The organism is Roseibium algae, assembly GCF_037783265.1.
GTDB classification, from domain to species: domain Bacteria; phylum Pseudomonadota; class Alphaproteobacteria; order Rhizobiales; family Stappiaceae; genus Roseibium; species Roseibium algae.
Window position 1 is genome coordinate 98,328 of sequence record NZ_JBAKIA010000013.1, and the last position, 22,541, is coordinate 120,868.

Annotated in this window: 19 protein-coding genes; 12 read left to right on the forward strand and 7 right to left on the reverse strand. The window is 56.2% G+C overall.

Features of this window, described 5'->3' with window-relative positions; all coding sequences use genetic code 11:
- Positions 1-41: 41 nt before the first annotated feature.
- Positions 42-851, reverse strand: coding sequence for an exodeoxyribonuclease III (xth, locus tag V6575_RS17165; RefSeq protein WP_340276084.1), 810 nt, complete (start codon positions 849-851; stop codon positions 42-44).
- 328 nt (positions 852-1,179) lie between these two features.
- On the opposite strand from xth, the gene V6575_RS17170 reads away from it, so the two are divergent.
- The gene (locus V6575_RS17170; protein ID WP_340276159.1) at positions 1,180-1,902 is read left to right on the forward strand and encodes a glycoside hydrolase family 25 protein; all 723 of its coding nucleotides are present in this window, start codon (positions 1,180-1,182) and stop codon (positions 1,900-1,902) included.
- Between the two features lie 94 nt (positions 1,903-1,996).
- On the opposite strand, the gene V6575_RS17175 is transcribed toward V6575_RS17170, so the two are convergent.
- The 3 genes from V6575_RS17175 to ccrA form a co-directional block, all read right to left on the reverse strand.
- Complete coding sequence (locus V6575_RS17175; protein WP_340276085.1) at positions 1,997-2,518, reverse strand: CAP domain-containing protein; 522 nt, start codon at positions 2,516-2,518, stop codon at positions 1,997-1,999.
- 11 nt (positions 2,519-2,529) lie between these two features.
- Positions 2,530-5,112 (reverse strand): DUF3772 domain-containing protein, encoded by a 2,583-nt coding sequence (locus tag V6575_RS17180; RefSeq protein ID WP_340276086.1) that lies wholly within the window; start codon positions 5,110-5,112, stop codon positions 2,530-2,532.
- A gap of 190 nt (positions 5,113-5,302) precedes the next feature.
- A complete protein-coding gene (gene ccrA, locus V6575_RS17185) occupies positions 5,303-6,601 on the reverse strand; it encodes a crotonyl-CoA carboxylase/reductase (protein WP_340276087.1) in 1,299 nt (432 codons plus the stop codon).
- 304 nt (positions 6,602-6,905) lie between these two features.
- On the opposite strand from ccrA, the gene V6575_RS17190 reads away from it, so the two are divergent.
- The 4 genes from V6575_RS17190 to V6575_RS17205 all read left to right on the forward strand — a co-directional run bounded on the left by V6575_RS17190 (position 6,906) and on the right by V6575_RS17205 (position 12,947).
- Complete coding sequence (locus tag V6575_RS17190) at positions 6,906-8,918, forward strand: methylmalonyl-CoA mutase family protein (protein ID WP_340276088.1); 2,013 nt, start codon at positions 6,906-6,908, stop codon at positions 8,916-8,918.
- A gap of 202 nt (positions 8,919-9,120) precedes the next feature.
- Entirely contained in the window at positions 9,121-10,506 is a 1,386-nt protein-coding gene (locus tag V6575_RS17195) for a four-carbon acid sugar kinase family protein (protein ID WP_340276089.1), read from the forward strand.
- The gene (locus tag V6575_RS17200; RefSeq protein ID WP_340276090.1) at positions 10,503-11,780 is read left to right on the forward strand and encodes a ribulose-bisphosphate carboxylase large subunit family protein; all 1,278 of its coding nucleotides are present in this window, start codon (positions 10,503-10,505) and stop codon (positions 11,778-11,780) included. The genes V6575_RS17195 and V6575_RS17200 overlap by 4 nt, the downstream gene beginning before the upstream one ends.
- Before the next feature lie 114 nt (positions 11,781-11,894).
- A complete protein-coding gene (locus tag V6575_RS17205; protein WP_340276093.1) occupies positions 11,895-12,947 on the forward strand; it encodes a MaoC family dehydratase in 1,053 nt (350 codons plus the stop codon).
- 19 nt (positions 12,948-12,966) lie between these two features.
- On the opposite strand, the gene xerD is transcribed toward V6575_RS17205, so the two are convergent.
- Both xerD and V6575_RS17215 read right to left on the reverse strand, forming a co-directional pair.
- Positions 12,967-13,890, reverse strand: coding sequence for a site-specific tyrosine recombinase XerD (gene xerD / locus V6575_RS17210; protein ID WP_340276095.1), 924 nt, complete (start codon positions 13,888-13,890; stop codon positions 12,967-12,969).
- A 5-nt stretch (positions 13,891-13,895) separates the two neighbouring features.
- Positions 13,896-14,039, reverse strand: coding sequence for a hypothetical protein (locus V6575_RS17215; RefSeq protein WP_340276096.1), 144 nt, complete (start codon positions 14,037-14,039; stop codon positions 13,896-13,898).
- Between the two features lie 204 nt (positions 14,040-14,243).
- On the opposite strand from V6575_RS17215, the gene V6575_RS17220 reads away from it, so the two are divergent.
- From V6575_RS17220 to V6575_RS17230, 3 genes are read left to right on the forward strand one after another with little or no spacing between them, the layout of a single operon-like run.
- Positions 14,244-14,846, forward strand: coding sequence for a shikimate kinase (locus V6575_RS17220; RefSeq protein ID WP_340276160.1), 603 nt, complete (start codon positions 14,244-14,246; stop codon positions 14,844-14,846).
- A gap of 9 nt (positions 14,847-14,855) precedes the next feature.
- Complete coding sequence (gene aroB, locus V6575_RS17225) at positions 14,856-16,004, forward strand: 3-dehydroquinate synthase (RefSeq protein WP_340276098.1); 1,149 nt, start codon at positions 14,856-14,858, stop codon at positions 16,002-16,004.
- Positions 16,001-17,359: an HlyC/CorC family transporter gene (locus V6575_RS17230; protein ID WP_340276101.1), complete on the forward strand. Its 1,359-nt coding sequence runs from the start codon at positions 16,001-16,003 to the stop codon at positions 17,357-17,359. The genes aroB and V6575_RS17230 overlap by 4 nt, the downstream gene beginning before the upstream one ends.
- Positions 17,360-17,408: 49 nt before the next feature.
- Here the strand turns inward: V6575_RS17230 and V6575_RS17235 are convergent, their stop codons facing one another.
- Positions 17,409-17,711 carry a BolA family protein gene (locus V6575_RS17235; RefSeq protein WP_340276102.1) on the reverse strand — a complete coding sequence of 101 codons (303 nt, stop codon included), beginning with the start codon at positions 17,709-17,711 and terminating at the stop codon, positions 17,409-17,411.
- Between the two features lie 190 nt (positions 17,712-17,901).
- On the opposite strand from V6575_RS17235, the gene V6575_RS17240 reads away from it, so the two are divergent.
- The 4 genes from V6575_RS17240 (at position 17,902) to V6575_RS17255 (ending at position 22,527) form a co-directional block, all read left to right on the forward strand.
- On the forward strand, positions 17,902-18,492 hold the full coding sequence (locus V6575_RS17240) for a J domain-containing protein (protein ID WP_340276104.1): 591 nt from the start codon (positions 17,902-17,904) through the stop codon (positions 18,490-18,492).
- 66 nt (positions 18,493-18,558) lie between these two features.
- The gene (gene cobS, locus V6575_RS17245; protein ID WP_340276107.1) at positions 18,559-19,545 is read left to right on the forward strand and encodes a cobaltochelatase subunit CobS; all 987 of its coding nucleotides are present in this window, start codon (positions 18,559-18,561) and stop codon (positions 19,543-19,545) included.
- A gap of 16 nt (positions 19,546-19,561) precedes the next feature.
- Complete coding sequence (cobT, locus tag V6575_RS17250) at positions 19,562-21,478, forward strand: cobaltochelatase subunit CobT (protein ID WP_422785597.1); 1,917 nt, start codon at positions 19,562-19,564, stop codon at positions 21,476-21,478.
- Positions 21,478-22,527, forward strand: a complete 1,050-nt coding sequence (locus V6575_RS17255; RefSeq protein ID WP_340276109.1) for an esterase-like activity of phytase family protein — start codon at positions 21,478-21,480, stop codon at positions 22,525-22,527. The genes cobT and V6575_RS17255 overlap by 1 nt, the downstream gene beginning before the upstream one ends.
- Positions 22,528-22,541 lie beyond the last annotated feature (14 nt).

Genomic DNA, 22,541 nt, shown 5'->3' on the forward strand with positions numbered 1-22,541 from the left:
AGATGCGTCAGAACGGAGAGCAAAATTGAGTCGCTTTTGGCTCAGACAGAAAACTCTGCAATGACCGGCGCGTGATCGGACGGCTTTTCCCAGCCACGGGCTTCACGTACGATACGTGTCCCACGTACATTTGTCCCGAGAGCTTCTGACACCCAGACATGATCAAGCCGTCGACCCTTGTCGGCTGCAGACCAGTCTTTGGCCCTGTAACTCCACCAAGTGTAGAGCTTTTCTTCCATCGGCGTGAACTGTCGCATGGCATCTATCCACCCGCCGGTCTTCCGAACGTTCTCGAACAAATCGACTTCAAGCGGCGTATGACTGACGACCTTCAAGAGCTTCTTGTGTGACCAGACATCATGTTCATACGGAGCGACATTAAGGTCACCGACAAGCACCGCCGGTTTGGCCGTCTCAGCGCCCTGCAGCCAGGCTTTCATTTCTGCAAAGAAATCGAGTTTATGTCCAAACTTCGGATTGATGTCACGGTCTGGTTCATCCCCGCCAGCAGGCACATAGAAATTATGAACCCGGACAGCACCCCCATTGAACGGCACATCAACGGCAATGTGACGGCTATCGCCCATTTCGCAGAATTCGCGCTTTTCCAAATTAGTAAGCGGCAGGCGAGAGATCGTCGCGACCCCGTGATAGCCTTTCTGCCCATTGATTTCGATGTGCTCATACCCGGCCTTGCGGAGCGGCGCGAAAGGGAAGTTCGCATCCGGACATTTGGTTTCCTGCAAGCACAGAACGTCAGGCTGCTCTTCTTCCAGGAACTTCTCGATAATCGGCATCCGCAACCGAACAGAGTTGATATTCCACGTGGCGATGGTCAGGCGGTCAGTCATCGAGAATTTGTCCTCAAAATGAATTCGCATCCCTCTTAAGGCAACAGGTCCGCAAGGTCCACAAATGCCTTTCAAGGCAGAGCTGCAACGCACGAATTCCGAAGCATTACCCGCAAACTGTGTCGTCAACTTAAAGCGCTGCATGGCAATTCTGCGATTTTCAGCTCCCCTTAAGTTCGAATTCAACGGCCAACACAGCGAAATTTACCCACATCTCATCCACATGCGGTCACACTTCCGTAATCTCCATGTTTCGTTAGGAAACATGCTCCATTTTGGTCCAATAAATTCGCGTCTTTTTAACCAAGCGAGATCCGCCGTGTTTCACATGCTCCGTCAGCTTTGCTCAATCGCCGGAGTTGCGCTCCTAACATCCTGCTCTCTGGCGGACTTTCCCGACCCCACTCCAGAAGACTATGCTATTCACGGCATCGATATCTCCAAGTACCAGGGCGATGTGGATTGGGTAAAAGCCAAAAAGGGTGGGGTTGAATTTGCCTGGATCAAGGCAACGGAAGGCGGCGATCACGCGGACCATCGGTTTCTCGACAATTGGTATGGTGCCAAGGCTGCAGGCGTTCCGCGCGGTGCTTATCACTTCTATTACTTCTGCAGACCGGTTGAAGAACAAGTTGATTGGGTGCTGAGAACCGTTCCGCTTGATCCCACCGCCTTGCCGCTGGTTCTAGACATGGAATGGAATGCCCACTCCAAGACATGCCAAAAGCGCCCACCACGGGCACAAATCGTCAGGGACATGAAACATTTCCTGGATGAAATCGAAAAATACTACGGCAAACGGCCGGTGATTTACTCCTCTGTCGACTTCCACCGGGACCGCATGGTCGGCGTCTTCAAAGATGAGCAATTCTGGTTGCGGTCGGTCGCCAATCATCCAAACAATATCTACGACGAGCGGAACGACTGGTATTTCTGGCAGTACACGGCGGAAGGCAGAGTTCCGGGTATTGATGGCAACGTTGATCGAAACGTCTTTTTCGGCAGCAGGTCCCAGTTCCGCGACTGGCTGAAGGGCGATCTGGACCGCTGACGTCCTAAGATTTTAATTCAGGAAAAGGCCCGCCGATCATTGTGCGTTCAGGGGGCCTTTTGTTTTCTCGGGCACGCACAAGTAACGCAGTCTGCTACTGTTGTTTCGGTGCGGCCATCACCAGCGACCAGAACACCTTGTGTTTTGCGCGAGGAGAATAAGCTGTCGCAATGCCGAGGCGCGTTGCCTTGCTGTCCAGCATCACCGCATTGTGCTTGGGCGAATCCCGCCAGCCGGAAAAAGCATTTGCCAGCGTCCGGTATCCGCCACTGACATTTTCAACCGCATAGGTTCCAGGTTCACCAATCGCAGCCATCCGCGCTGACAAAAGCTGATTTTTTGCAAGCGATGCCTTAACGGACCCAGCCTTGGCCATCGCCCGAGCCTGAGACAGCACTATAGCCCCAAGAGCCGGATCGACGGTGACAGGCCCGAGGCCATTGTTTGCCCGATATTGCGAAATCATCTGCGCCGCAACCTGTTGATCAACTTGGGCATCGACGACGGCCATGCTTTGATAAAAGACAGGAACAACGTCAGGAGTTTTTGGAAGACAACCTGCGGCCAGCAAGCAGGCAAACACGATGAAAACGGCCTTGAAACGGGTTATGTCCATAAAGTTCTCAATTATCCATCAGTTCTGTCGTTCGCCAGACCCGGAAGCGGAACGGCGTTATTCCCGCCCTGATTGTTAAAGCTGCCAGATCGGATGTTCAGATCACGTTGTGGGAACGGTATTTCAATTTTTGCCTCAGCCAGTTTCCGGAAGACCGCAAACCGAAGATCTGATCCCACTTCCAGAGCACGTTCTATATTCGGCAGGAAGCAACGCATCTCAAAATTGAGCGAGCTATCCCCGAAGTCCATGAAATAGACCTGCGGGGCCGGATAAGACATCACCCCAGGATGAGAGCTCGCGCAATCGCGTAAAATTTCCCGCACCTGCTCGGGATCGCTGTCATAGGAAACACCAACCGCAACGGTGATTCGACCCGTTGAGTTATTATGCATCCAGTTCGTCACAACATCGGAAATCAAACTTGAGTTCGGAATGATCACCGTCGACCTGTCGAACGTCTCAATTTCGGTTGCGCGAACATTTATCCGGCGAACATAGCCTTGATTCTCGCCTATAATGACCCAGTCACCGACCTTGATCGGGCGCTCAGCCAACACGACCAGCCCCGAGACAAAGTTGTTCACGATTCCTTGTAAGCCCAAACCGACACCAACGGACAAAGCCCCGGCCACGATCGCAATATTCTGCAAGTTCAAACCGGTGAAGGCCAGGGCGGCAAGACCGGCGATGATGTAGCCAACATATCCGAAGCCAGTCGTGACCGATGTCTGGAGGCCGATGTCCATCCTTGTCTTCGGCAGATATTTTTTCTCCAGCCAGCGCTGCGTCGCCTTCGTGGAAAACGCGATCACGGCAAACAACAAAACCGCGCCGACCACCGAGGACAAAGAGATGGCAGCGGAGCCAATCTGCATGCTTGAAAAAATCTTGTCAGCAAGTCCAAGAATATCACCGGTTGAATACCCCCATGGGACCAAAAGACCCATGACGACCAGCGCCAGCAAGCTGAGCTTCACCAGACCGCTCAGCAACACGCCGATCTGTTCCAACGTCGCCGACGGAAGGCCGAACGTGGCATGGAGAACCCGGCCTATCGGACGATCAAGAGAGAAACTGGGAGCGAGCCAGTGCTCAACAAACCGAAGCAGCAAGGACAGAGTGAAGAATGACAGCAAGGTCCAGATGATCTGGGCTGATACGAACCCGCCCAAACTGATGTAGCCGGCAAAAGGCGCGCAAAACGACACAAACGCGCCAACCCACATGAGTGGCTTCAACCACGGCCAGATGCCGCGAATGCTGATGTAATCCTCAGCATCCTCAGACGGGAAGGCCCTGGCGCTACGGAGAATCTGGATCGTGCAAAGAGACACACCGACAGACAGAATTCCAGTCATGGCCGCCCTCAGGAAGGTTACGTCCGAGAGGCTTCCAAAAAGAATGAAAAAGGCCAGAAAGATCGCATAAACACTCGCTGCAACGAACGAAAGCCGATAGGCGGTGCTGGCTTCTGCATCCCCGACTTCATCGATACGCCAATGCGGCAGGGACGGTGCAAACATTGCGCTCGACAAGCCAATGGTGAACGTCGCAAACAGAATCCCGCCGAATATTGCCTTCAAACCGTTATTGATCTGATCAGACGAAACCCCGAGCAGATTGACCGCAGAGTAAAAGAATACACCAACCACCAGCGGAGCCAGAACCGATGACAACACGATCAAGACCGCAGCTTTGGCCTTGAGCCCATTGTCTGGATCCGTGATGTCAGGATCCCGCGCTGCCTTGCCCAGCAACCAGCGCCTCAGGCGCCATATGAGGGGGATCGCCGCAAAGAAATACAAGGCCAGGCCCGGAACACCCAGAACGCCCAGCCGACCTTCGACCGTTGTCGCCCAGCCTCTCGCAAGCGTTTCAAGAGACACCAAAGCCGCTGAAAGGTCTGCAAAGGCGCGCGCCCACAGTTGGGCCGACAAAATACCGTCCGTCCGATGCAACATTTCAGCCCTCAGAGCCAATCGGCGTTGCTCTGAGATTCGGCTGCCCAGTTCCTGCGCTTGAAAGCCAACGACCTGCGCCTGCTTTGAAAGAGCTGTCATGGCCTGCTGGAGATTTTGGAACTTTTCACGCTGCGCCAGCAAACTGGCAGGCTCGTTCTGCTGCACTTCCGCAGGTGTCAGCTCGCTCAGGTTTCTGCCAACCGACTGCAGCGCCGGACGCAGGCTAGAGACGATTGCATCAGCGGACTCTTGAACGTTGAAAACGCGCTGCTCCAGCCCGTAAATGGTTGAAGCCGCCAGGTTTCCACGCGACACGGCCGCTTCAATCGTGTTCAACCGGGAAGACAGCCCGTCAATGCGGATCTGAAGCTGATCATATTCGCCCGAATCAATGAAAGTGTTAGGCGCAATCCCCAAAGTTGAAAAATCAGACTGTAGAGGACTGATATGGCTTTGTTTCGAGCCCCTCTCCGTGTCGGCAGGCGCCTCTATTTGGGTGGCGGTGGGCGATGGGATGATCTCACCGTCTTTACCCAGAACGCCAAAGTTCTCTTGTGCGACGGCAGGCACCACGAGGCACCCGGCCAGCAGAACAAAACAGACCGCTCTCGAAATACGTGCAAGTGCCATTGAGATTTGAATTTCCCCGGTTCGCGGCATGAGGCCCAGCGCCGCCCCCAGCATACAGGCTTTTGTTTAACTCTCCCCTAGCAATGCAGATCCGATAGACACGATCCATGTCCAAAAAAAGACCAACCCGCCGAGGCGGGTTGGTCAGGGTTGATTCTCAATAAAACTCAGGATTCTGAAGGCTTACAATTCAGCGTTCCGACGCTTCCAGCACATCTTCATAGGACCGCAGTCCGGTCGTTGGCGCATTCACCAGCACGGACATATTCCCCGGGGCGTGCTGGTTCTTCCACATCTTGGTGTGAGCCTTGGGAATTTGATCCCACGGAAAAACCTCGGACATATACGGATCGATCCGACGCTCAATCATCAACTTGTTGGCGGAGGACGCCTGCTTCAGATGCGCAAAATGTGAGCCCTGCAAACGCTTCTGATGCATCCACATGTAGCGAACATCGAACGTACAATTGAAGCCCGTGGTTCCAGCACAAATCACAACCATGCCACCCTTCTTGCAAATGAAGGTCGAGACCGGGAAGGTCGCCTCACCCGGATGCTCGAAGACGATGTCAACGTTATTGCCCTTGCCTGTGATGTCCCAGATCGCCTTGCCGAACTTGCGCACTTCCGCAAACCAGTCCGCATATTCAGGCGTATTTACCTTGGGCAATTTCCCCCAGCAGTTGAAGTCCTTGCGGTTGATCACGCCCTTGGCCCCAAGGCCCATGACAAATTCCCGCTTGTCCTCTTCCGAAATCACGCCAATCGCGTTGGCCCCGGCCGTGTTGATCAACTGGATCGCATAGGACCCCAGCCCGCCGGACGCGCCCCAGACCAGAACATTCTGCCCGGGCTTGAGTTCATGCGGGTGATGGCCAAACAGCATCCGATAAGCGGTCGCCAGTGTCAGCGTGTAGCAGGCGCTTTCTTCCCAGGTCAGATGCTTGGGACGTGGCATCAGCTGCTGTGCCTGAACCCGCGTGAACTGCGCAAAAGATCCGTCGTGGGTCTCATAGCCCCAGATGCGCTGGGACGGCGAGAACATCGGATCACCGCCGTTGCACTCTTCATCGTCGCCATCATCCTGATTACAATGAACAACGACCTCGTCGCCGACTTTCCAACGCTTCACCTTATCGCCAACGGCCCAGACAATGCCCGACGCATCAGAGCCGGCGATGTGATAATCAGCCTTGTGAACATCGAACGGACTGATCGGCTCACCAAGACCTGCCCAGATGCCGTTGTAGTTCACGCCAGCAGCCATCACGAGTACCAGAACTTCCTGGCTGTCCAGCTCCCAGGTCGGCACGACCTCAAGCTGCATCGCATCTTCTGGCGGGCCATGGCGCTCACGCCGAATGGTCCACGCATACATGTTCGCAGGAACATGGCCGAGCGGCGGAATTTCACCAAGCTCGTAAAGATCCTTCACCGGCGCTGACTCCAGTGTCCGATTGTCATTGGCCTCTGTCGTTCCCGTTGTCATCAATCCCTCCCACTTACGGCCACCCGCATAGGCATTTTGCTGGCCAATCACTCTCGCAACGCAAAAGAAAAATCCAAGCCGCCCACCATCATTGCGCAACTATCATGCGCAAACAACTCAAAATCTATACGACTATTGCTTAACTTGCCTTTTCGGCCAAGGAGCTTTTTGCATTGCATATAAACAGGCTTTTCAAGACCGTGAGAAAGCGGCATGGTTTCCGTTAAAGGAAGCAGAAAGCTGAAAAGTTGATCTGGATGTACCTGACCCGGTGCATGCCAGTGCAGGGAGGGAGATTCTCACCATGAGCAAGTCGGACACATCCGCGCCCAAGGCCAGCGCGCAAGAGCGCGACCGTCCATGGATTTTCCGCACTTATGCGGGTCACTCAAGCGCTTCTGATTCCAACAAGCTCTATCGCGCGAACCTTGCGAAAGGCCAGACAGGCCTGTCTGTTGCCTTCGATCTTCCGACCCAGACCGGCTATGACCCGGATGATCTCCTGGCCCGCGGAGAAGTTGGCAAGGTCGGCGTTCCTGTCTCCCATCTTGGCGATATGCGCGCCCTATTCCACGAGATTCCGCTGGAACGCATGAACACTTCCATGACCATCAATGCGACCGCCCCCTGGCTGCTGGCGCTGTATGTTGCCGCCGCTGATGAGCAGGGCGCAAACCGCATGGCCCTGTCCGGCACGACCCAGAATGACATCATTAAGGAATATCTGTCGCGCGGTACCTATGTGTTTCCGCCGGCGCCCTCCCTTCGGCTAACAACAGACGTCATCGCCTGGACCTATGCCAACATGCCGAAGTGGAACCCGATGAACGTCTGCTCCTATCATTTGCAGGAGGCAGGCGCGACGCCAGTTCAAGAGCTGTCCTATGCTCTGGCAACCGCTGTCGCAATTTTGGACAGCCTCAAGGCGAGTGGAAGCATTCCAGAGGCCGACTTTCCCAAAGCGGTCGGGCGGATTTCCTTCTTCGTCAATGCAGGCATGCGCTTCATCACCGAGATGTGCAAGATGCGCGCATTCACCGAATTATGGGATGAAATCTGCCGCGAACGGTATGGCGTTGAGGACGAAAAATACCGCCGCTTCCGCTATGGCGTTCAGGTCAATTCGCTAGGCCTGACGGAACAGCAGCCAGAAAACAATGTCTACCGGATCCTGATCGAAATGCTGGCCGTGGTGCTGTCAAAAAACGCCCGCGCCCGCGCCGTTCAGCTTCCCGCCTGGAACGAAGCCCTCGGTCTGCCCCGCCCATTTGATCAGCAATGGTCCCTGCGCATGCAGCAGATAGTCGCCTATGAGACGGACCTTCTGGAGTATGCGGACATCTTCGACGGATCTGCGGAAATCACCCGCAAGGTCGAGGCGCTGAAAGACGAAGCACGCGCGGAACTGGCCCACATTGACGATATGGGCGGAGCGGTCGCAGCGGTGGATTCCAGCTACATGAAGCGCAAGCTTGTCGAGGCCAATTCCGCCCGTCTCTCCGGCATTGAAACCGGCGACCAGACTGTTGTGGGTGTCAACTCCTGGACCGAAAGTGAGGCCTCGCCGCTGGAGGGCGGAGACGATGGCGGTATCCTGACGGTTTCAGAACATGTCGAGACAGAGGCAATCGAGAAGATGAAAGCCTGGCGGGAGGCGCGGGACCAGACACAGGTGGACACAGCCCTTCACGACCTCAAGCAGGCCGCCATCGAAGGCCGCAACATCATGGAGCCTTCCATTGCCGCCGCAAAGGCAGGCGTCACCACCGGCGAATGGGGCAGCATCCTGCGCGATGTCTTCGGCGAATACCGAGCCCCCACAGGCGTGGGCCAATCCGCCCGCGAAGACGCTGGCGATCTGTCTGCCGTCCGAGAAACCGTCGATGCTGTCTCCACCAAACTTGGGCGGCGGTTGAAATTCCTGGTCGGAAAACCCGGCCTGGACGGTCATTCCAACGGCGCGGAGCAGATTGCCGTGCGGGCGCGGGATTGCGGCATGGAAGTCGTCTATGAAGGCATTCGCCTGACCCCGGCCCAGATCGCCAACGCCGCCATCGAGGAAGACGTCCACGTCATTGGCTTATCGATCCTGTCCGGATCTCATCTGGCGCTGGTACGCGATGTTCTGGACCGCCTGCGCAGTGCCGGTGCACACGACATACCCCTTGTTGTGGGAGGTATTATTCCGGAAGAAGACGCCGCCAGCCTGGAAGCCCTGGGCGTCGCTGCCGTCTACACCCCCAAAGACTTTCAGCTCACCGAGATCATGGCCGATGTCGTTAGGATCGTCGCAGCCGGAACCGAAAAGGCGGCTTAGCGGGCTGTCCACCAACCTCAGCTCATGCACCATTATACTGCAGTCAATGCCATGAGTCGGCCCTCGCCGCGAAGACCAACTTTGCCATGAGCTGTCCTTCCATTTCGGCACGTAGCCCGACCACTCAGTTTGACAACTGGTATGATGAGGTAATAACACTTAAGCAGATCACGCCTCTCACCCGCATCAGGGACCTCGCAGCATGAAAAATCCTGAAGACAGTCTACCAGCCGGGGTGTTGGTGGCCTGGTATGGTGACGACTTCACCGGAGCTGCTGCGGTCATGGAGGTGCTTGCCTTCGCGGGTCTGCAAACAATGCTGTTCCTGCAGCCGCCGAGCGATGAGCAACTTGCGCGCTATCCGAACCTCAAGGGTGTCGGCGTCGCCTCGACTGCGCGAGCGCAATCGCCTGATTGGATGAGCAAGGAACTGCCGGAGGTCTTCTCCAAGTTGAAGGCTCTCAAGCCGCAAATCATACATTATAAAATTTGCTCAACCTTGGATTCCTCCCCGGAAGTTGGGTCCATCGGGCGTGCAATCGAGATCGGCGCAGACCATTTTGCCTCAGCTTTAGTGCCCGTTCTGGTCGCCGCCCCCCAGATGGGCCGATACCAGGTGTTTGGCCATCTTTTCGCTGCCATGGGAGACGAAATCTATAGGCTGGACCGCCACCCTGTCATGGCGCGCCATCCGGTGACCCCTATGGCTGAATCAGACGTTGCCCTGCACATTGCGAAGCAGTCAAACCGGCTGGACATCGGCCTGTTGACGGCAGAAAACCTGACCTCAGAGGCCCAAACTTTGCCAGCGGCAAAGCCAACCGAAACCGGTCGGATCGCGGCTGTGACGCTGGACTGTCTGGATGCTGCATCTGAAGCAAACGCGGGCCGGAGGATTTGGCAACAACGACAGGAAAACCGGTTTGTCGTTGGCTCCCAAGGCATTGAATATGCACTGGTCCGGCACTGGCAGGACAGTGGGCTGCTTACCGCTTCCACACCACCTCAAAGCATTGGCAGAGCTGACAAGATGGTCGTTGTCTCGGGGTCTGTATCGCCAACCACCGCTGGTCAGATCGCCTGGTCGCGCAACAACGGATTTGCCTGCATGGCATTTGATGCGGCAAGCGTCTGCGGTGGTGCCTCGGCAATCGAAGATGAGATCACCCGCGTGGTCGACGCGGCCTTGAGCGCATTGGCGCAAGGTCAAGCCACGCTGATCCACACCGCTGAAGGCCCGGATGATCCGGCAGTAGATCGCTTCACCCGCGAGGTGGCAAATTCAAACCTAAGTATGTCTGCCGCCAACCAGATGGTCGGCGAGGCGCTCGGGCAGATTCTTCATCGTGTTCTTGACCGCAGCGGTGCACGGCGCGCTGTTGTGTCGGGCGGCGACACGTCCGGTCACGCGACACGCCAGCTCGGCATCTTCGCGCTGTCGGCACTGGCCCCAACCATTCCCGGCGCGGCAATTTTCAAGGCACATGCCGACGGTCCAATGGATGGGCTGGAACTGGCACTCAAGGGCGGCCAGATGGGCAGCCATGATTATTTCGGCTGGGTCCGAGACGGAGGGGGAAGTCGATGAACCGGGTTCAGGCGACATATGACATCGAAACACCGGTCGGCGTAAGCCGGGCCGCAGCCGTTCTTGCTGGCGAACAATCCACCGGCACATTCGTGCGCCTTGCGGCAGAAACCGACGCCCTGCGCGAACGGTCCGCAGCACGGATCGAAAACATCACAATCACCGGCACATCTTCCAAGCCGTCCCTGCCGAGCAGAAAGACAGGCGATAACTTTGAGCGCGGCACGGTGACCATCAGCTGGTCGCTGGACAATTTCGGCGTGTCATTGCCCAATCTCCTGTCCACATTGGCAGGCAACCTGTTTGAACTCGCCGAACTCTCGGCAATACGGCTGGTCGACATCGATCTGCCCGCAGACTTCGCAAAGGCCCACCCCGGACCACAGTTCGGCGCGGATGGCACACGCAAGCTCATGGGTGGACACAAAGGGCCACTCATCGGCACCATCATCAAGCCCAGTGTCGGTCTGGGTCCAAGTGAAACGGCCAATCTGGTGCAGTCCCTTGTCGATGCGGGGATTGATTTCATAAAAGACGATGAACTGCAGGCCAACGGCCCGCATTGCCCCTTCGCAGAGCGCCTTGAAAAGGTGTCGCATGTCCTCAACCGGCATGCGGACAAAACCGGCAAGCGCGTGATGTACGCCTTCAACATCACCGATGAAATAGAACAGATGTGGCGCAATCTGGATCTGCTGGAAGCACACGGCGGAACCTGCGCCATGGTCTGCATGGCGTCGGTCGGACTACCGGGCCTCCGCGCAGTCAGAGATCGCAGCAAGATGGTCATTCATGGACACCGCGCTGGATGGGGTCTGTATTCACGTTCTCCGGACATCGGGATCAGTTTTACCGCCTGGCAAAAACTCTGGCGTCTGGCGGGAGCCGACCACCTTCACGTCAATGGATTGGCCAATAAGTTCACTGAAAGCGACGCGGTCGTGGCCCAATCAGCCAAATCCGTTCAACTGCCAATCTGTGGGACGGACAGCGACAATCTCGCACCGGCGCATCTCGCAATGCCGGTCTTTTCCTCCGGCCAGACGGTCTGGCAGATGGATCCGGCGCGCGGCCTGCTCGGCAATGACGACTTCATCTTCTGCGCAGGCGGCGGCATCATGAGCCATCCCAAAGGCCCCGGCGCTGGCGTCATCGCCCTGCAACAGGCGGCGGACGCAGCAAAGAACGGCATCGCCATTGAAACCTATGCCGCCAATGCACCTGAGCTTAAAATGGCCCTGGAGACGTTCAAGAAACCCGAAATTACCCTTTGAGATCCCAAACCTTCAGGTTTTCAAGGGCAACAGCTGCCTTCTCCCATCGTCGCTCTTGCACTTGTGCGGTGCTCCCGGCTTAATCGTTCAAAGAGCAGGCAGCGGGAGCAGGTCGTGAGCAAAACAAATCCGGGTAATTTCTTCGAGGATTTTCATGTTGGGCAGGTGATCCGTCACGCGACCCCGCGCACGGTGACATCCAGCGATGCGACCCTTTATACCGCGCTCTATGGCTCCCGCTTTGCAGTCCAGTCTTCAGATGATTTCGCTCATTCCCTTGGCTATGACCGCGCGCCGCTGGATGACCTGCTGGTGTTCCACATTGTCTTTGGCAAAACGGTTCCGGACATTTCCCTGAATGCGGTTGCGAACCTCGGCTATGCCGGTGGCAGGTTCCTGGCTCCAGTCTATCCGGGCGACACACTATCCGCCGTTTCCGAAATCATCGGCAAGAAAGAAAATTCCAACGGCACAACCGGTGTCGTTTATGTCCGCTCGACCGGCTACACCGCCGATGGCACCGAAGTTCTGGATTATGTCCGCTGGGTCATGGTCAACAAGCGGGATGCGGCCAGCCCCGCGCCAGACCCCGTGGTGCCGGAGCTTCCGGCCGCTCTTGATCCGCTGGTTTTGGGCAATGCAGCGCCCCTGCTTGATTTAGAAAACTGGGACAATGATCTTGCAGGCTCCCCTTTCCGGTTTGACCACTATGCCAAGGGCGAAAAAATAGATCATGTCGACGGAATGACCGTCGAAGAAGCCGAGCATCAGATCGCGACCCGCCTGTATCAAAACACAGCCAAAGTGCATTTTAATCAACACACTGAAGGCAAAGGGCGTTTCGGCAAACGCCTGATCTATGGCGGTCATGTGATTTCAATAGCCCGAGCGCTGTCTTTCAACGGTCTGGGCAATCTGTTTCACATCACAGGAATCAATGGCGGCAAACATGTCGCGCCGCTGTTTGCAGGCGATACGGTCTATGCTTGGTCAGAAGTGCTCGCCACCGCAGATCTGGAAGGCCGCACCGATGTCGGCGCACTGCGCCTCCGTCTTGTCGCCACCAAGAACCGCCCTTGTGCAGACTTCCCAATGAAATCCGCTGACGGAAAATATGAAGACGGTGTCCTGCTGGACTTCGACTATTGGGCCTTGATGCCGAAATAAGGTTCAGCACACAGCCTTCTTACCGTTTGGCCAGCGGATGCGCGCTTTCGACCAGTTCCTGCAAGCGCTCATCCAGGACATGGGTGTAAATCTGGGTCGTGGAAATATCCGCATGGCCCAGAAGCTGCTGAACGACCCGAAGATCTGCGCCGTTCTGCAAAAGATGTGAGGCAAAGGCATGGCGCAGCACATGAGGCGAGATCCCCTCCCGGTCTATGCCAGCTGCCCCCGCAAGGTCTTTCAGATCCCGCGCAAAGGCTTGCCTTGTAAAATGACCGCTGGCCCCGTGTGACGGGAACAGCCACGGACTGTTTTCATAGGCACCTTCAGCAGATCGCAGGCCAACATACTCACGCATGGCCGCCTGCGCTGCCTTGGACAGCGGAACCAGCCGCTCCTTGCCGCCTTTGCCCTTGATTTCAATCAGCCGCGCATCGCGCATAGCAGCGCTCACTGGCATTGCCACAAGCTCGGACACCCGCAAACCCGTCGCATAAAGCACTTCCAACAACGTATAGAGCCGTTGCGCCCGAAGCCGGGCCGGAGCCGTTTTATGGGACCGTTTGGTGTCCGCCTCGGCGATCGTAATCAACCGGTCCACATCCTCAACGGATAAAACCTTGGGCAGGCTCTGGCGTTTTTTAGGTGCGGACAGAACCCGGGTCGGGTCATCCTGGCGTTGACCTTCAGCATAAAGAAACTTGAAATATTGCTTGAGCGCTGACAACCGTCGCGCCTGTGAAGTTGCAGCAAAACCGCGCCCTGCCAGATCGCTCATATAGCCGGAGACATCATCTGCCGTTGCCGCCGAGGTCTGACCGGTGCCGAGAAATTGGGAAAAATCATCCAGATCCCGGCGATAACTCTCGAGCGTATTTTCAGCCGCGCCCCGTTCAGCCGCCAGCATTTCCAAAAAGGTCTCGCAAGAATAATCGAAGGCCAAATGACCTAACGGCCAAAGCCGTCCTTCTTGATGCGAACGGTGATTTCCCGCTCATTTGGTTCAACCCAATTCGCCAGCGCATAGACAGCACCATAGCCGAGCCCGCCTAGGATGATCAAAACAAGGATCAATCGGGTCAGGGTAGGCACGATTTAACGTCTCCATCAGCGAATCACGAGTGGCCAGTTTTCCCTGCCTGAAACAGGGACGCAACCCAGCTGATTGAGGTGTGTGCATCCAAACATGACGAAACATGACGTTTCTTTTTACAGGGCAGCTTTCTTTTTGAGGGAATGTGCTAAAAAGCCGCCATGAACCAACATAACGACCCTAAACATGAACCGACAACCGGCATGGATCAGCCCGCGATCATGAGTCCGGAAACACGGCTTGTCGAAGCTCTTGGCGATAGATCCATTGTCCTTGTCGGCATTATGGGCTGTGGCAAATCAACCGTCGGCCGCAGGCTTGCCCAAAAGCTTGGACTGACCTTTGCAGACGCAGATGCAGAAATCGAGCGCGCAGCCAATATGACCATCGCGGAAATCTTCGCGACCCATGGCGAACCTTATTTTCGCAGCGGAGAAGAGCGAGTGATCGCTCGTTTGCTCAAAAAAGGGCCCCAGGTTCTTGCGACCGGCGGCGGCGCTTTCATGAGCGAGGCGACTCGAAATGAAATTTCAGCACACGCCGTTTCGATCTGGCTCAAAGTCGATTTCGACACAGTCATGTCTCGCGTGCGAAAGAGAGCCAATCGCCCTCTCCTGCAAAACCCGGACCCCGAAGGCACCATGCGGGACCTGATGAAGACCCGACACCCTGTCTACGCCAAAGCAGACGCCACAGTTTATTCACGTGACGTTCCCCATGACGTGGTCATGAACCAGATCATCCAGGCCCTGACAGCCAAGGTCTTGTCCATGGCCCCTGAAACGGCGCGAACAAACGACATCTGAAGGCAGCACATGAACGACACCCATTCCTCTTCGGAAATTGAATCAGCACCGCTGCAGACGGTACATGTGAACCTTGGTTCCCGCAGTTATGATATCGCCATCGGCCGTGGCATTCTTCAGCAGACGGGCGAGCGCATTGCGGCGCTCAACCCCGGTGCACGGCTGGCGGTGATCACGGATGAGACAGTCGCAAAGTTGCACCTGGACGCCCTCAGCAGCAGCTTGAGCGCATCCGGGTTAGGGCACGTCTGCTTGAAAATCCCAGCCGGAGAAACCTCCAAGCGGTTCGAGATATTTGAACGTCTATGCGATGAAGTTCTGGAAGCGCGCCTGGAGCGCGGTGACATTGTTCTGGCTCTGGGCGGCGGCGTTGTTGGCGATCTCGCAGGTTTTGTGGCTGCGTGTGTGCGCCGTGGCATGAGCTTCATTCAGGTCCCGACGACCCTTCTGGCTCAAGTCGACAGTTCCGTTGGCGGCAAGACCGGCATTAACTCGCGACATGGCAAAAACCTGCTCGGGGCTTTCTACCAACCAGACCTGGTTCTGGCCGACACTGCCATCCTCGACACGCTGCAATTGCGCGACTTCCGAGCAGGCTACGCAGAAGTCGCCAAATACGGACTGCTTGGCGATGAACCTTTTTTCACTTGGCTTGAGGCCAACTGGAAAGCCGTATTCGCTGGCGGACCTGAGCGCGATGAAGCCGTAGCACGGTCCTGCCAGGCAAAAGCAGATGTCGTTGCAGAAGATGAGCATGAAGCAGGACGCCGCGCCCTGCTCAACCTTGGACACACATTTGGTCACGCTCTGGAATCCGTTGTGTCCTACGAGACAGAACGGCTGGTCCATGGCGAAGGCGTTTCCATCGGCATGATGCTGGCCCATGAGTTCTCACATAAATTGGGCCTGCTGTCAGAGCCGGATATGCACCGGGTCAAAAGCCATCTGAGCGAAGTCGGCCTGCCAACCCGGATTTCAGACATTCCAGGACAAATGCCGCCAGCTGAAACGCTGATGGACATCATTGCCCAGGACAAGAAAGTCAGCCGGGGCAATCTGACTTTCATCCTGACCAGAGGAATCGGTCAGGCATTTGTTGAAAAAGGCGTTGATCCCGCCCTCGTCCAAGACTTCCTGACGGAGAAACTAGCACAATGAGCACCGCAAACCTTTGGCTGGCGATTGGTGCAATCCTGGTCTTGCTGTTCCTGTCCGGGTTTTTCTCCGGGTCAGAAACCGCCTTAACGGCCGCATCGCGTGCCCGCATGCACCAGATGGCCAAGGGAGGCAACAAACGCGCCATGCTGGTTGCAAGGCTGATCGCAGCGCGTGAGCGCCTGATAGGCGCGCTTTTGCTGGGCAACAATCTGGTCAATATCCTGGCGTCTGCGCTGGCGACAACGGTCTTCATTAATCTTTTCGGACAGTCAGGAGTCGCACTGGCAACTCTTGTGATGACAGGCTTGGTCTTGATCTTTGCAGAGGTCCTTCCGAAAACCTGGGCAATTTCCAACCCGGAACGTTTCGCTCTGGCCGTATCACCCATCGTGCGCGTTCTGGTCGCGGTCTTCGCCCCAGTGGTGATTGGTGTTGAAATGATTGTACGGCTGATGCTGCGCATGGTTGGCATCAACGTCAATGACGACACCTCGATCCTGTCGGCCCATGAAGAATTGCGCGGCGCTGTAGATCTTCAGCATAAGGAAGGCGGTCTGGTGAAGGCCGAACGCGATCGGCTTGGCGGCTTGCTTGACCTTGCCCAGCTGGAAGTCTCCGACGTGATGATCCACCGTACCAACATGGTGGCCCTGAACGCGGATGACAGTCTGCCAACCCTTGTCGATGCCGCACTCGCTTCCCCCTACACACGTCTGCCGCTTTGGCGCGGCGAAACAGACAATTTCGTGGGAGTTTTGCACGCAAAGGATCTGCTTCGCGCTCTTCATGCAGCTGGCGGCGACAGCGAGAAGATTGATATAGATCAGATCATCACACCAACCTGGTTTGTGCCTGACACCACCACCTTGCAAGATCAGCTCAATGCATTCCTGCGGCATAAATCACATTTTGCGCTTGTCGTGGACGAGTATGGCGAAGTGATGGGTCTCGTCACACTGGAAGACATTCTGGAGGAAATTGTTGGCGAAATCGCCGATGAGCATGACGTGGAACTGGAAGGCCTTCGCCCCCAGGCCGACGGGTCCGTGATCGTCGAGGGCTCTGTTCCAATCCGGGATCTCAACCGCGCCACTGACTGGTCCATGCCAGATGACGAGGCCACGACGATTGCAGGACTTGTCATCCACGAAGCACGCATGATCCCGGAAGAGCGCCAGATCTTCACGTTCCATGGCTTCCGCTTCACTGTGCTCAAGCGAGATAAGAACAGAATTACCCACCTGCGCATCATGCCACTTGGCCAGAAAGCAAAACACGTAGCAGCAACCTCGACCACTCAGCCGGTCGTTGCAGCGCAGGCTCAGACATCTGCGCAATTACCAGAACACAGTTGATTGACAGTTTTGTCTGGCCGGGGTTGAAAGTCCGGCCAGACACATCAGATCAAGAAGTGCCGTGTTGGCGCGCGGCACGTGGATCTGTATCTTCAGGAGCCCGAACTTCAATCGCCAGGGCATGAACGGTAGTGGCAAGTTCTGTTGCCAGTGCATCATTGATGGCCCGGTGGCGCGCCACACGGCTCATTCCCGAGAAGGCTTCGGCAACAATACGCACACGAAAATGTGTTTCTCCGCCTTCGCGCCAGCCGCCATGACCCTTGTGCTTGTCGGACTCGTCGATGATATCAAGCGAGGCAGGCGCAAACGCCCGAGTCAGCTTTATCGTAATGGTTTCTTGCATACTCATGAAAGCCATGTCACCCAGTCACAAGGGTCTCGTCAAGATGGATCAGAGACCTTGATCTTCACTTCGAACGCCCCCAAAACAAGTTAATAAGGGCCTTAAATTGTCTTAATCCGCAATTAGCGTCCATCAGCCCACAATTTGCTTCATTACAAAGCTTGTTCCCGCCCTCAGCACCGATCATAATCCGCTCATGAAACTGGACTCAAAAATATTCGACAGCATCCGCGCAAAGCGTGGAAAGGGAGCCGTGAAGGAGGACAAAGATCAGTCCTGCGAGCATCCTGGCTGCACACGCCCCGGCGTTCACAAGGCTCCCAAAGGCCGTGATCGGGAAGGCGAATATTTTCGCTTTTGCGTTGATCATGTTCGGGAATACAACAAGTCTTACAATTATTTTTCTGGCATGCAGGACGATGACGTCCGCAGCTATCAGAAAGATTCCCTGACAGGTCATCGACCGACATGGCAAATGGGTGTCAACAAAGAGGCCGGCCAAGGGCCTGACGGCATTGACCCTAGTGCCAATCCGCGCCCGACCACATCAAGGCGCGGCGGTGCGGCAAGACAACCACGCCAAAGAAAATTGCTGGCACTTGAAAAGCGATCCCTTGATACGCTCAATTTGGGGCCAACTGCCCGTGGCGATGCGATCAAAGCGCGCTATAAAGAACTTGTGAAATTAAACCATCCGGACGCCAATGGCGGTGATCGTTCTTCCGAGGACCGCCTGCGCGAAATCATTCAGGCGTATAACGTCCTGAAGAAAGCCGGTTTCTGTTAGCCTGCACCTTCCATGCGGGCACTTTCCCAATGACCCCGCCCGGCACGCCGAGGCAGCGGAGGAAAAATGACTGAGATGACGAACGCGGCTGCGAGCACGCCAGATACTAAAGTTTCTGTGGAAGAGGTTTTCGGTTTCAAGTCCGACCTCATGGTGCCCGCATTCTCAACTCCGTCCGAGCATGTCCCGGAAGCAGATCCAGATTACCTGTTCGACCGAGCCACCACCCTGGCTATTCTTGCAGGTTTTGCACACAATCGCCGCGTGATGGTCACGGGTTACCACGGTACGGGCAAGTCGACCCACATTGAACAGGTCGCATCGCGCCTCAACTGGCCGTGTATACGTGTAAACCTCGACAGCCACATTTCGCGGATCGATCTGGTCGGCAAAGATGCCATCGTTCTGAAGGACGGCAAGCAGATTACCGAATTCAAGGACGGGATTCTGCCCTGGGCTTACCAGAACAACGTTGCTCTTGTTTTTGATGAGTATGACGCGGGCCGCCCCGACGTGATGTTCGTTATCCAGCGTATTCTGGAATCCTCGGGTCGACTGACCTTGCTCGATCAGTCACGCGTTATCCGACCTCACCCTGCTTTCCGCCTATTTGCAACGGCAAACACGGTTGGTCTCGGCGATACGTCAGGCCTCTATCACGGCACGCAGCAGATCAACCAGGCCCAGATGGACCGCTGGTCAATCGTCTGCACACTCAACTATCTGCCTCACGACAATGAGGTCGATATCGTCTTGTCCAAGGCAAAGCACTATCAAGGTGCAGAAGGTCGCGCGATCGTGTCCAAAATGGTCCGCCTCGCCGACATGACCCGGAATGCCTTCGTCAATGGCGATCTTTCAACCGTCATGAGTCCACGAACAGTAATCACCTGGGCAGAAAATGCAGAAATCTTCGGCGACGTTGGTTTCTCTTTCCGCCTGACGTTCCTCAACAAGTGCGATGACATGGAACAGGCGCTTGTCGCTGAATTCTATCAGCGCTGCTTCGGCGAGGAACTGCCGGAATCCTCCGTCAACGTCGTAATGAGCTGAGGACTTCATGGCAGGGCTGGGTAGCAATTCCAATCCGGGTGGCTCAACGCCGCTTTCAACGGAACCGTTCAAGCAGTCAGTCACCGGCACGATTCGTGCAATTGCAGGTGAGCCAGAGCTGGAGGTCATCTTCTCAGGTGATCGCCCCGGCTTGTCCGGAGGAGTTGCCCGCCTGCCAGAGCCGTCACGCAAGCTAACAGCAAACGAGGTCGCTATCACGCGCGGGCTCGGCGATTCCATGGCGCTCAAGCGGGCCTGCCACGACGCGAAAATCCACAGCAGAAGGGCGCCAACGGGCCCCGAAGCACGGGCCATTTTCGAGGCCGTCGAACAAGCAAGGTGCGACGCTGTAGGCTCCCTGCGCATGGAAGGCGTTGCAGGCAATATCTCTGCAATGCTGGACGATCGCTACAGAAAAGCCAATGCACCGGAAATCGTCAGCCGTGAAGAAGCGCCTTTGCAGGATGCTGTGGCTCTGATTGTACGTGAACGCCTCACCGGCGCACCACCGCCTGTCAGTGCTACCAAACTGGTCGATATGTGGCGTGGCTGGATTGAGGAAAAAGCCTCCGAGGATCTGGACCAACTAACAACCCGCGTCGAGGATCAGGAGAGCTTTGCCAAACAGATCCACCAGCTTCTAACCTCCTTAGATATGGCCGACGAGATTGGCGATCAGGATCAGGACGAAGACCCTGATCAAAGTGAGGACGACGGCAACAACGACGAAGCTGAATCCGGCGGTGAAAACGAAGAAGATGGCGGCGAACAGGAAGCCGCTCCCCAGGAAATGGAAATGTCCGGGGAACAGCAGGATGCAGGTGAGCAGGACGCTGCTGACAGCGAAATGGACGATTTTTCAGAAGATGACATGGCCGACGCCTCGGAAGATTCCGGGGACAGCGAACGTCGTGACATGCCGCTATCAAACCGTCCGCCGGTATCTGATTATAAAATGTTTACCGAACAGTTCGATGAAACCATCACCGCTGAAGAGCTGTGTGACATGGCAGAACTGGACCGGCTCCGCGGCTTCCTCGACAAACAGCTGACACATCTGCAAGGTGCCGTCGCACGGCTGGCCAACCGCCTGCAGCGAAAACTGATGGCTCAGCAGAACCGGTCCTGGGACTTTGATCTGGAGGAGGGCATTCTGGACACAGCGCGCCTGACCCGCGCCGTCACCGACCCCATGGCACCGCTCGCTTTCAAACAGGAAAGCGACACAAATTTCCGCGACACGGTCGTGACCTTGCTGCTGGACAATTCCGGATCAATGCGCGGTCGCCCGATCACAGTGGCTGCCACTTGCGCCGACATTCTGGCCCGTACGCTTGAGCGCTGCGGCGTGAAGGTAGAGATCCTTGGCTTCACAACAAAAGCCTGGAAAGGCGGTCAGTCCCGCGAAGCCTGGCTGGCCGAAGGCAAACCGGCAACGCCCGGACGCCTCAATGATCTGCGCCATATCATCTACAAGTCTGCCGACGCACCATGGCGTCGTTCACGCAGAAACCTTGGCCTGATGATGCGCGAAGGTCTGCTCAAGGAAAACATCGACGGCGAAGCGCTGAACTGGGCACACGAGCGGCTTCTGGGCCGTACGGAACAACGGCGGATCCTGATGATGATCTCCGATGGAGCTCCGGTCGACGATTGCACATTGTCCGTCAACCCGGGCAATTATCTGGAACGGCATCTGCGCCATGTCATCGATGAGATTGAAAACAGATCTCCCGTTGAACTGATCGCCATCGGTATCGGCCATGACGTGACACGCTACTACAAACGCGCTGTGACGATTGTTGATGCCGAAGAGCTTGCAGGAGCAATGACGGACCAGTTGGCCGACCTGTTCGACGATGAAGTTCAGCATGCAGCAGGCAAAGGACGTGGCGGTCGCTCTGGCCGTAAACGGGCAGGCGGGCGACGCTGATGGCAAGGAGCGGGTTTGGTAAGCTTGCTGCCTCTGCCCTCTTCTGCGGCCTCACACTGCTCAACAGCAGCATTGTGTTCGGCAGCGACACCGTCATCTTGAGCGACGCCACGCCGGTCCAGGTCAGAACGAAACAATTCGATAATTTCCGCATTGGACGTAACACTCGAACATTCGGGCGAGTGACCTTTCTCGGAGGCCTGGAGCTGATTTCACCTGATCGCAATGTCGGGGGATTGTCCGGACTTTTGAGCCTGGATCATGGCAATGAAATATTGGCCGTGACGGACAATGGTCTCTGGTTTTCAGCCAGTCTGGAACAAGATTCGGACAGCCGTCCCCTTGGAATTGAAAACGCGCGGTATACCCCGCTCCTGAACGCCAAAGGCAAGACACTTCGGGCCAGTTGGAAACACGATACCGAAGCCATTACCCTCGATGGTGACAGCATTCTGGTCTCGGCGGAGCGGGCGAATGCAATCTTTCGGTTTCCCTGGCCTCTGGCAACCGGCAAGGAGCGGATGCTCGAAGAGCTGCCAGTGTCAGAGCAAATCCGCAACTTGCGCTCGACCAAGGGCCTGGAAGCCATGGCGATGGCACCGGAAGGCACACCGCTCAGCGGCACGTTACTGGCCGTCGCAGAGCGCGGGCCAAGCGGCAGTGATGAATTGCCCGGGTTCTTGCTGAAAGGGGGCAAACAAAAGACTTTCAGCATTCTGCGGTCAGAGCGTTTTGATGCAACGGACGCCGCCTTCCTGCCCTCCGGCGACCTGCTGCTACTGGAGCGCCGCTTCAATCTGCGTGACCTCGTCGGTATGCGGATCAGGCAATTCACTGCAGACAGCATCAGACAGTCTGCACGGCTCAAAGGCAAAGTGCTTCTGGAAGCTGATTACGGCGATCAGATCGACAATATGGAAGGGCTCTCAGTCCATATCGACACAAACGGCTCAACCATCCTGACCCTTCTATCGGATAACAACCGGTCGCTTCTACAGCGAACTCTGCTGCTAAGATTTAAGTTGGACGCCTCATCCCCCAACGACTAAAAGCACGCCAATCT

Excerpts from the sequence above, each read along its gene's own strand:
- xth (WP_340276084.1), bottom strand. The coding sequence starts at position 851 with ATGACTGACCGCCTGACCATCGCCACGTGGAATATCAACTCTGTTCGG.
- V6575_RS17170 (WP_340276159.1), top strand. The coding sequence starts at position 1,180 with ATGCTCCGTCAGCTTTGCTCAATCGCCGGAGTTGCGCTCCTAACATCC.
- V6575_RS17175 (WP_340276085.1), bottom strand. The coding sequence starts at position 2,518 with ATGGACATAACCCGTTTCAAGGCCGTTTTCATCGTGTTTGCCTGCTTG.
- V6575_RS17180 (WP_340276086.1), bottom strand. The coding sequence starts at position 5,112 with ATGGCACTTGCACGTATTTCGAGAGCGGTCTGTTTTGTTCTGCTGGCC.
- ccrA (WP_340276087.1), bottom strand. The coding sequence starts at position 6,601 with ATGACAACGGGAACGACAGAGGCCAATGACAATCGGACACTGGAGTCA.
- V6575_RS17190 (WP_340276088.1), top strand. The coding sequence starts at position 6,906 with ATGAGCAAGTCGGACACATCCGCGCCCAAGGCCAGCGCGCAAGAGCGC.
- V6575_RS17195 (WP_340276089.1), top strand. The coding sequence starts at position 9,121 with ATGAAAAATCCTGAAGACAGTCTACCAGCCGGGGTGTTGGTGGCCTGG.
- V6575_RS17200 (WP_340276090.1), top strand. The coding sequence starts at position 10,503 with ATGAACCGGGTTCAGGCGACATATGACATCGAAACACCGGTCGGCGTA.
- V6575_RS17220 (WP_340276160.1), top strand. The coding sequence starts at position 14,244 with ATGGATCAGCCCGCGATCATGAGTCCGGAAACACGGCTTGTCGAAGCT.
- aroB (WP_340276098.1), top strand. The coding sequence starts at position 14,856 with ATGAACGACACCCATTCCTCTTCGGAAATTGAATCAGCACCGCTGCAG.
- V6575_RS17230 (WP_340276101.1), top strand. The coding sequence starts at position 16,001 with ATGAGCACCGCAAACCTTTGGCTGGCGATTGGTGCAATCCTGGTCTTG.
- V6575_RS17235 (WP_340276102.1), bottom strand. The coding sequence starts at position 17,711 with ATGAGTATGCAAGAAACCATTACGATAAAGCTGACTCGGGCGTTTGCG.
- V6575_RS17240 (WP_340276104.1), top strand. The coding sequence starts at position 17,902 with ATGAAACTGGACTCAAAAATATTCGACAGCATCCGCGCAAAGCGTGGA.
- cobS (WP_340276107.1), top strand. The coding sequence starts at position 18,559 with ATGACTGAGATGACGAACGCGGCTGCGAGCACGCCAGATACTAAAGTT.
- V6575_RS17255 (WP_340276109.1), top strand. The coding sequence starts at position 21,478 with ATGGCAAGGAGCGGGTTTGGTAAGCTTGCTGCCTCTGCCCTCTTCTGC.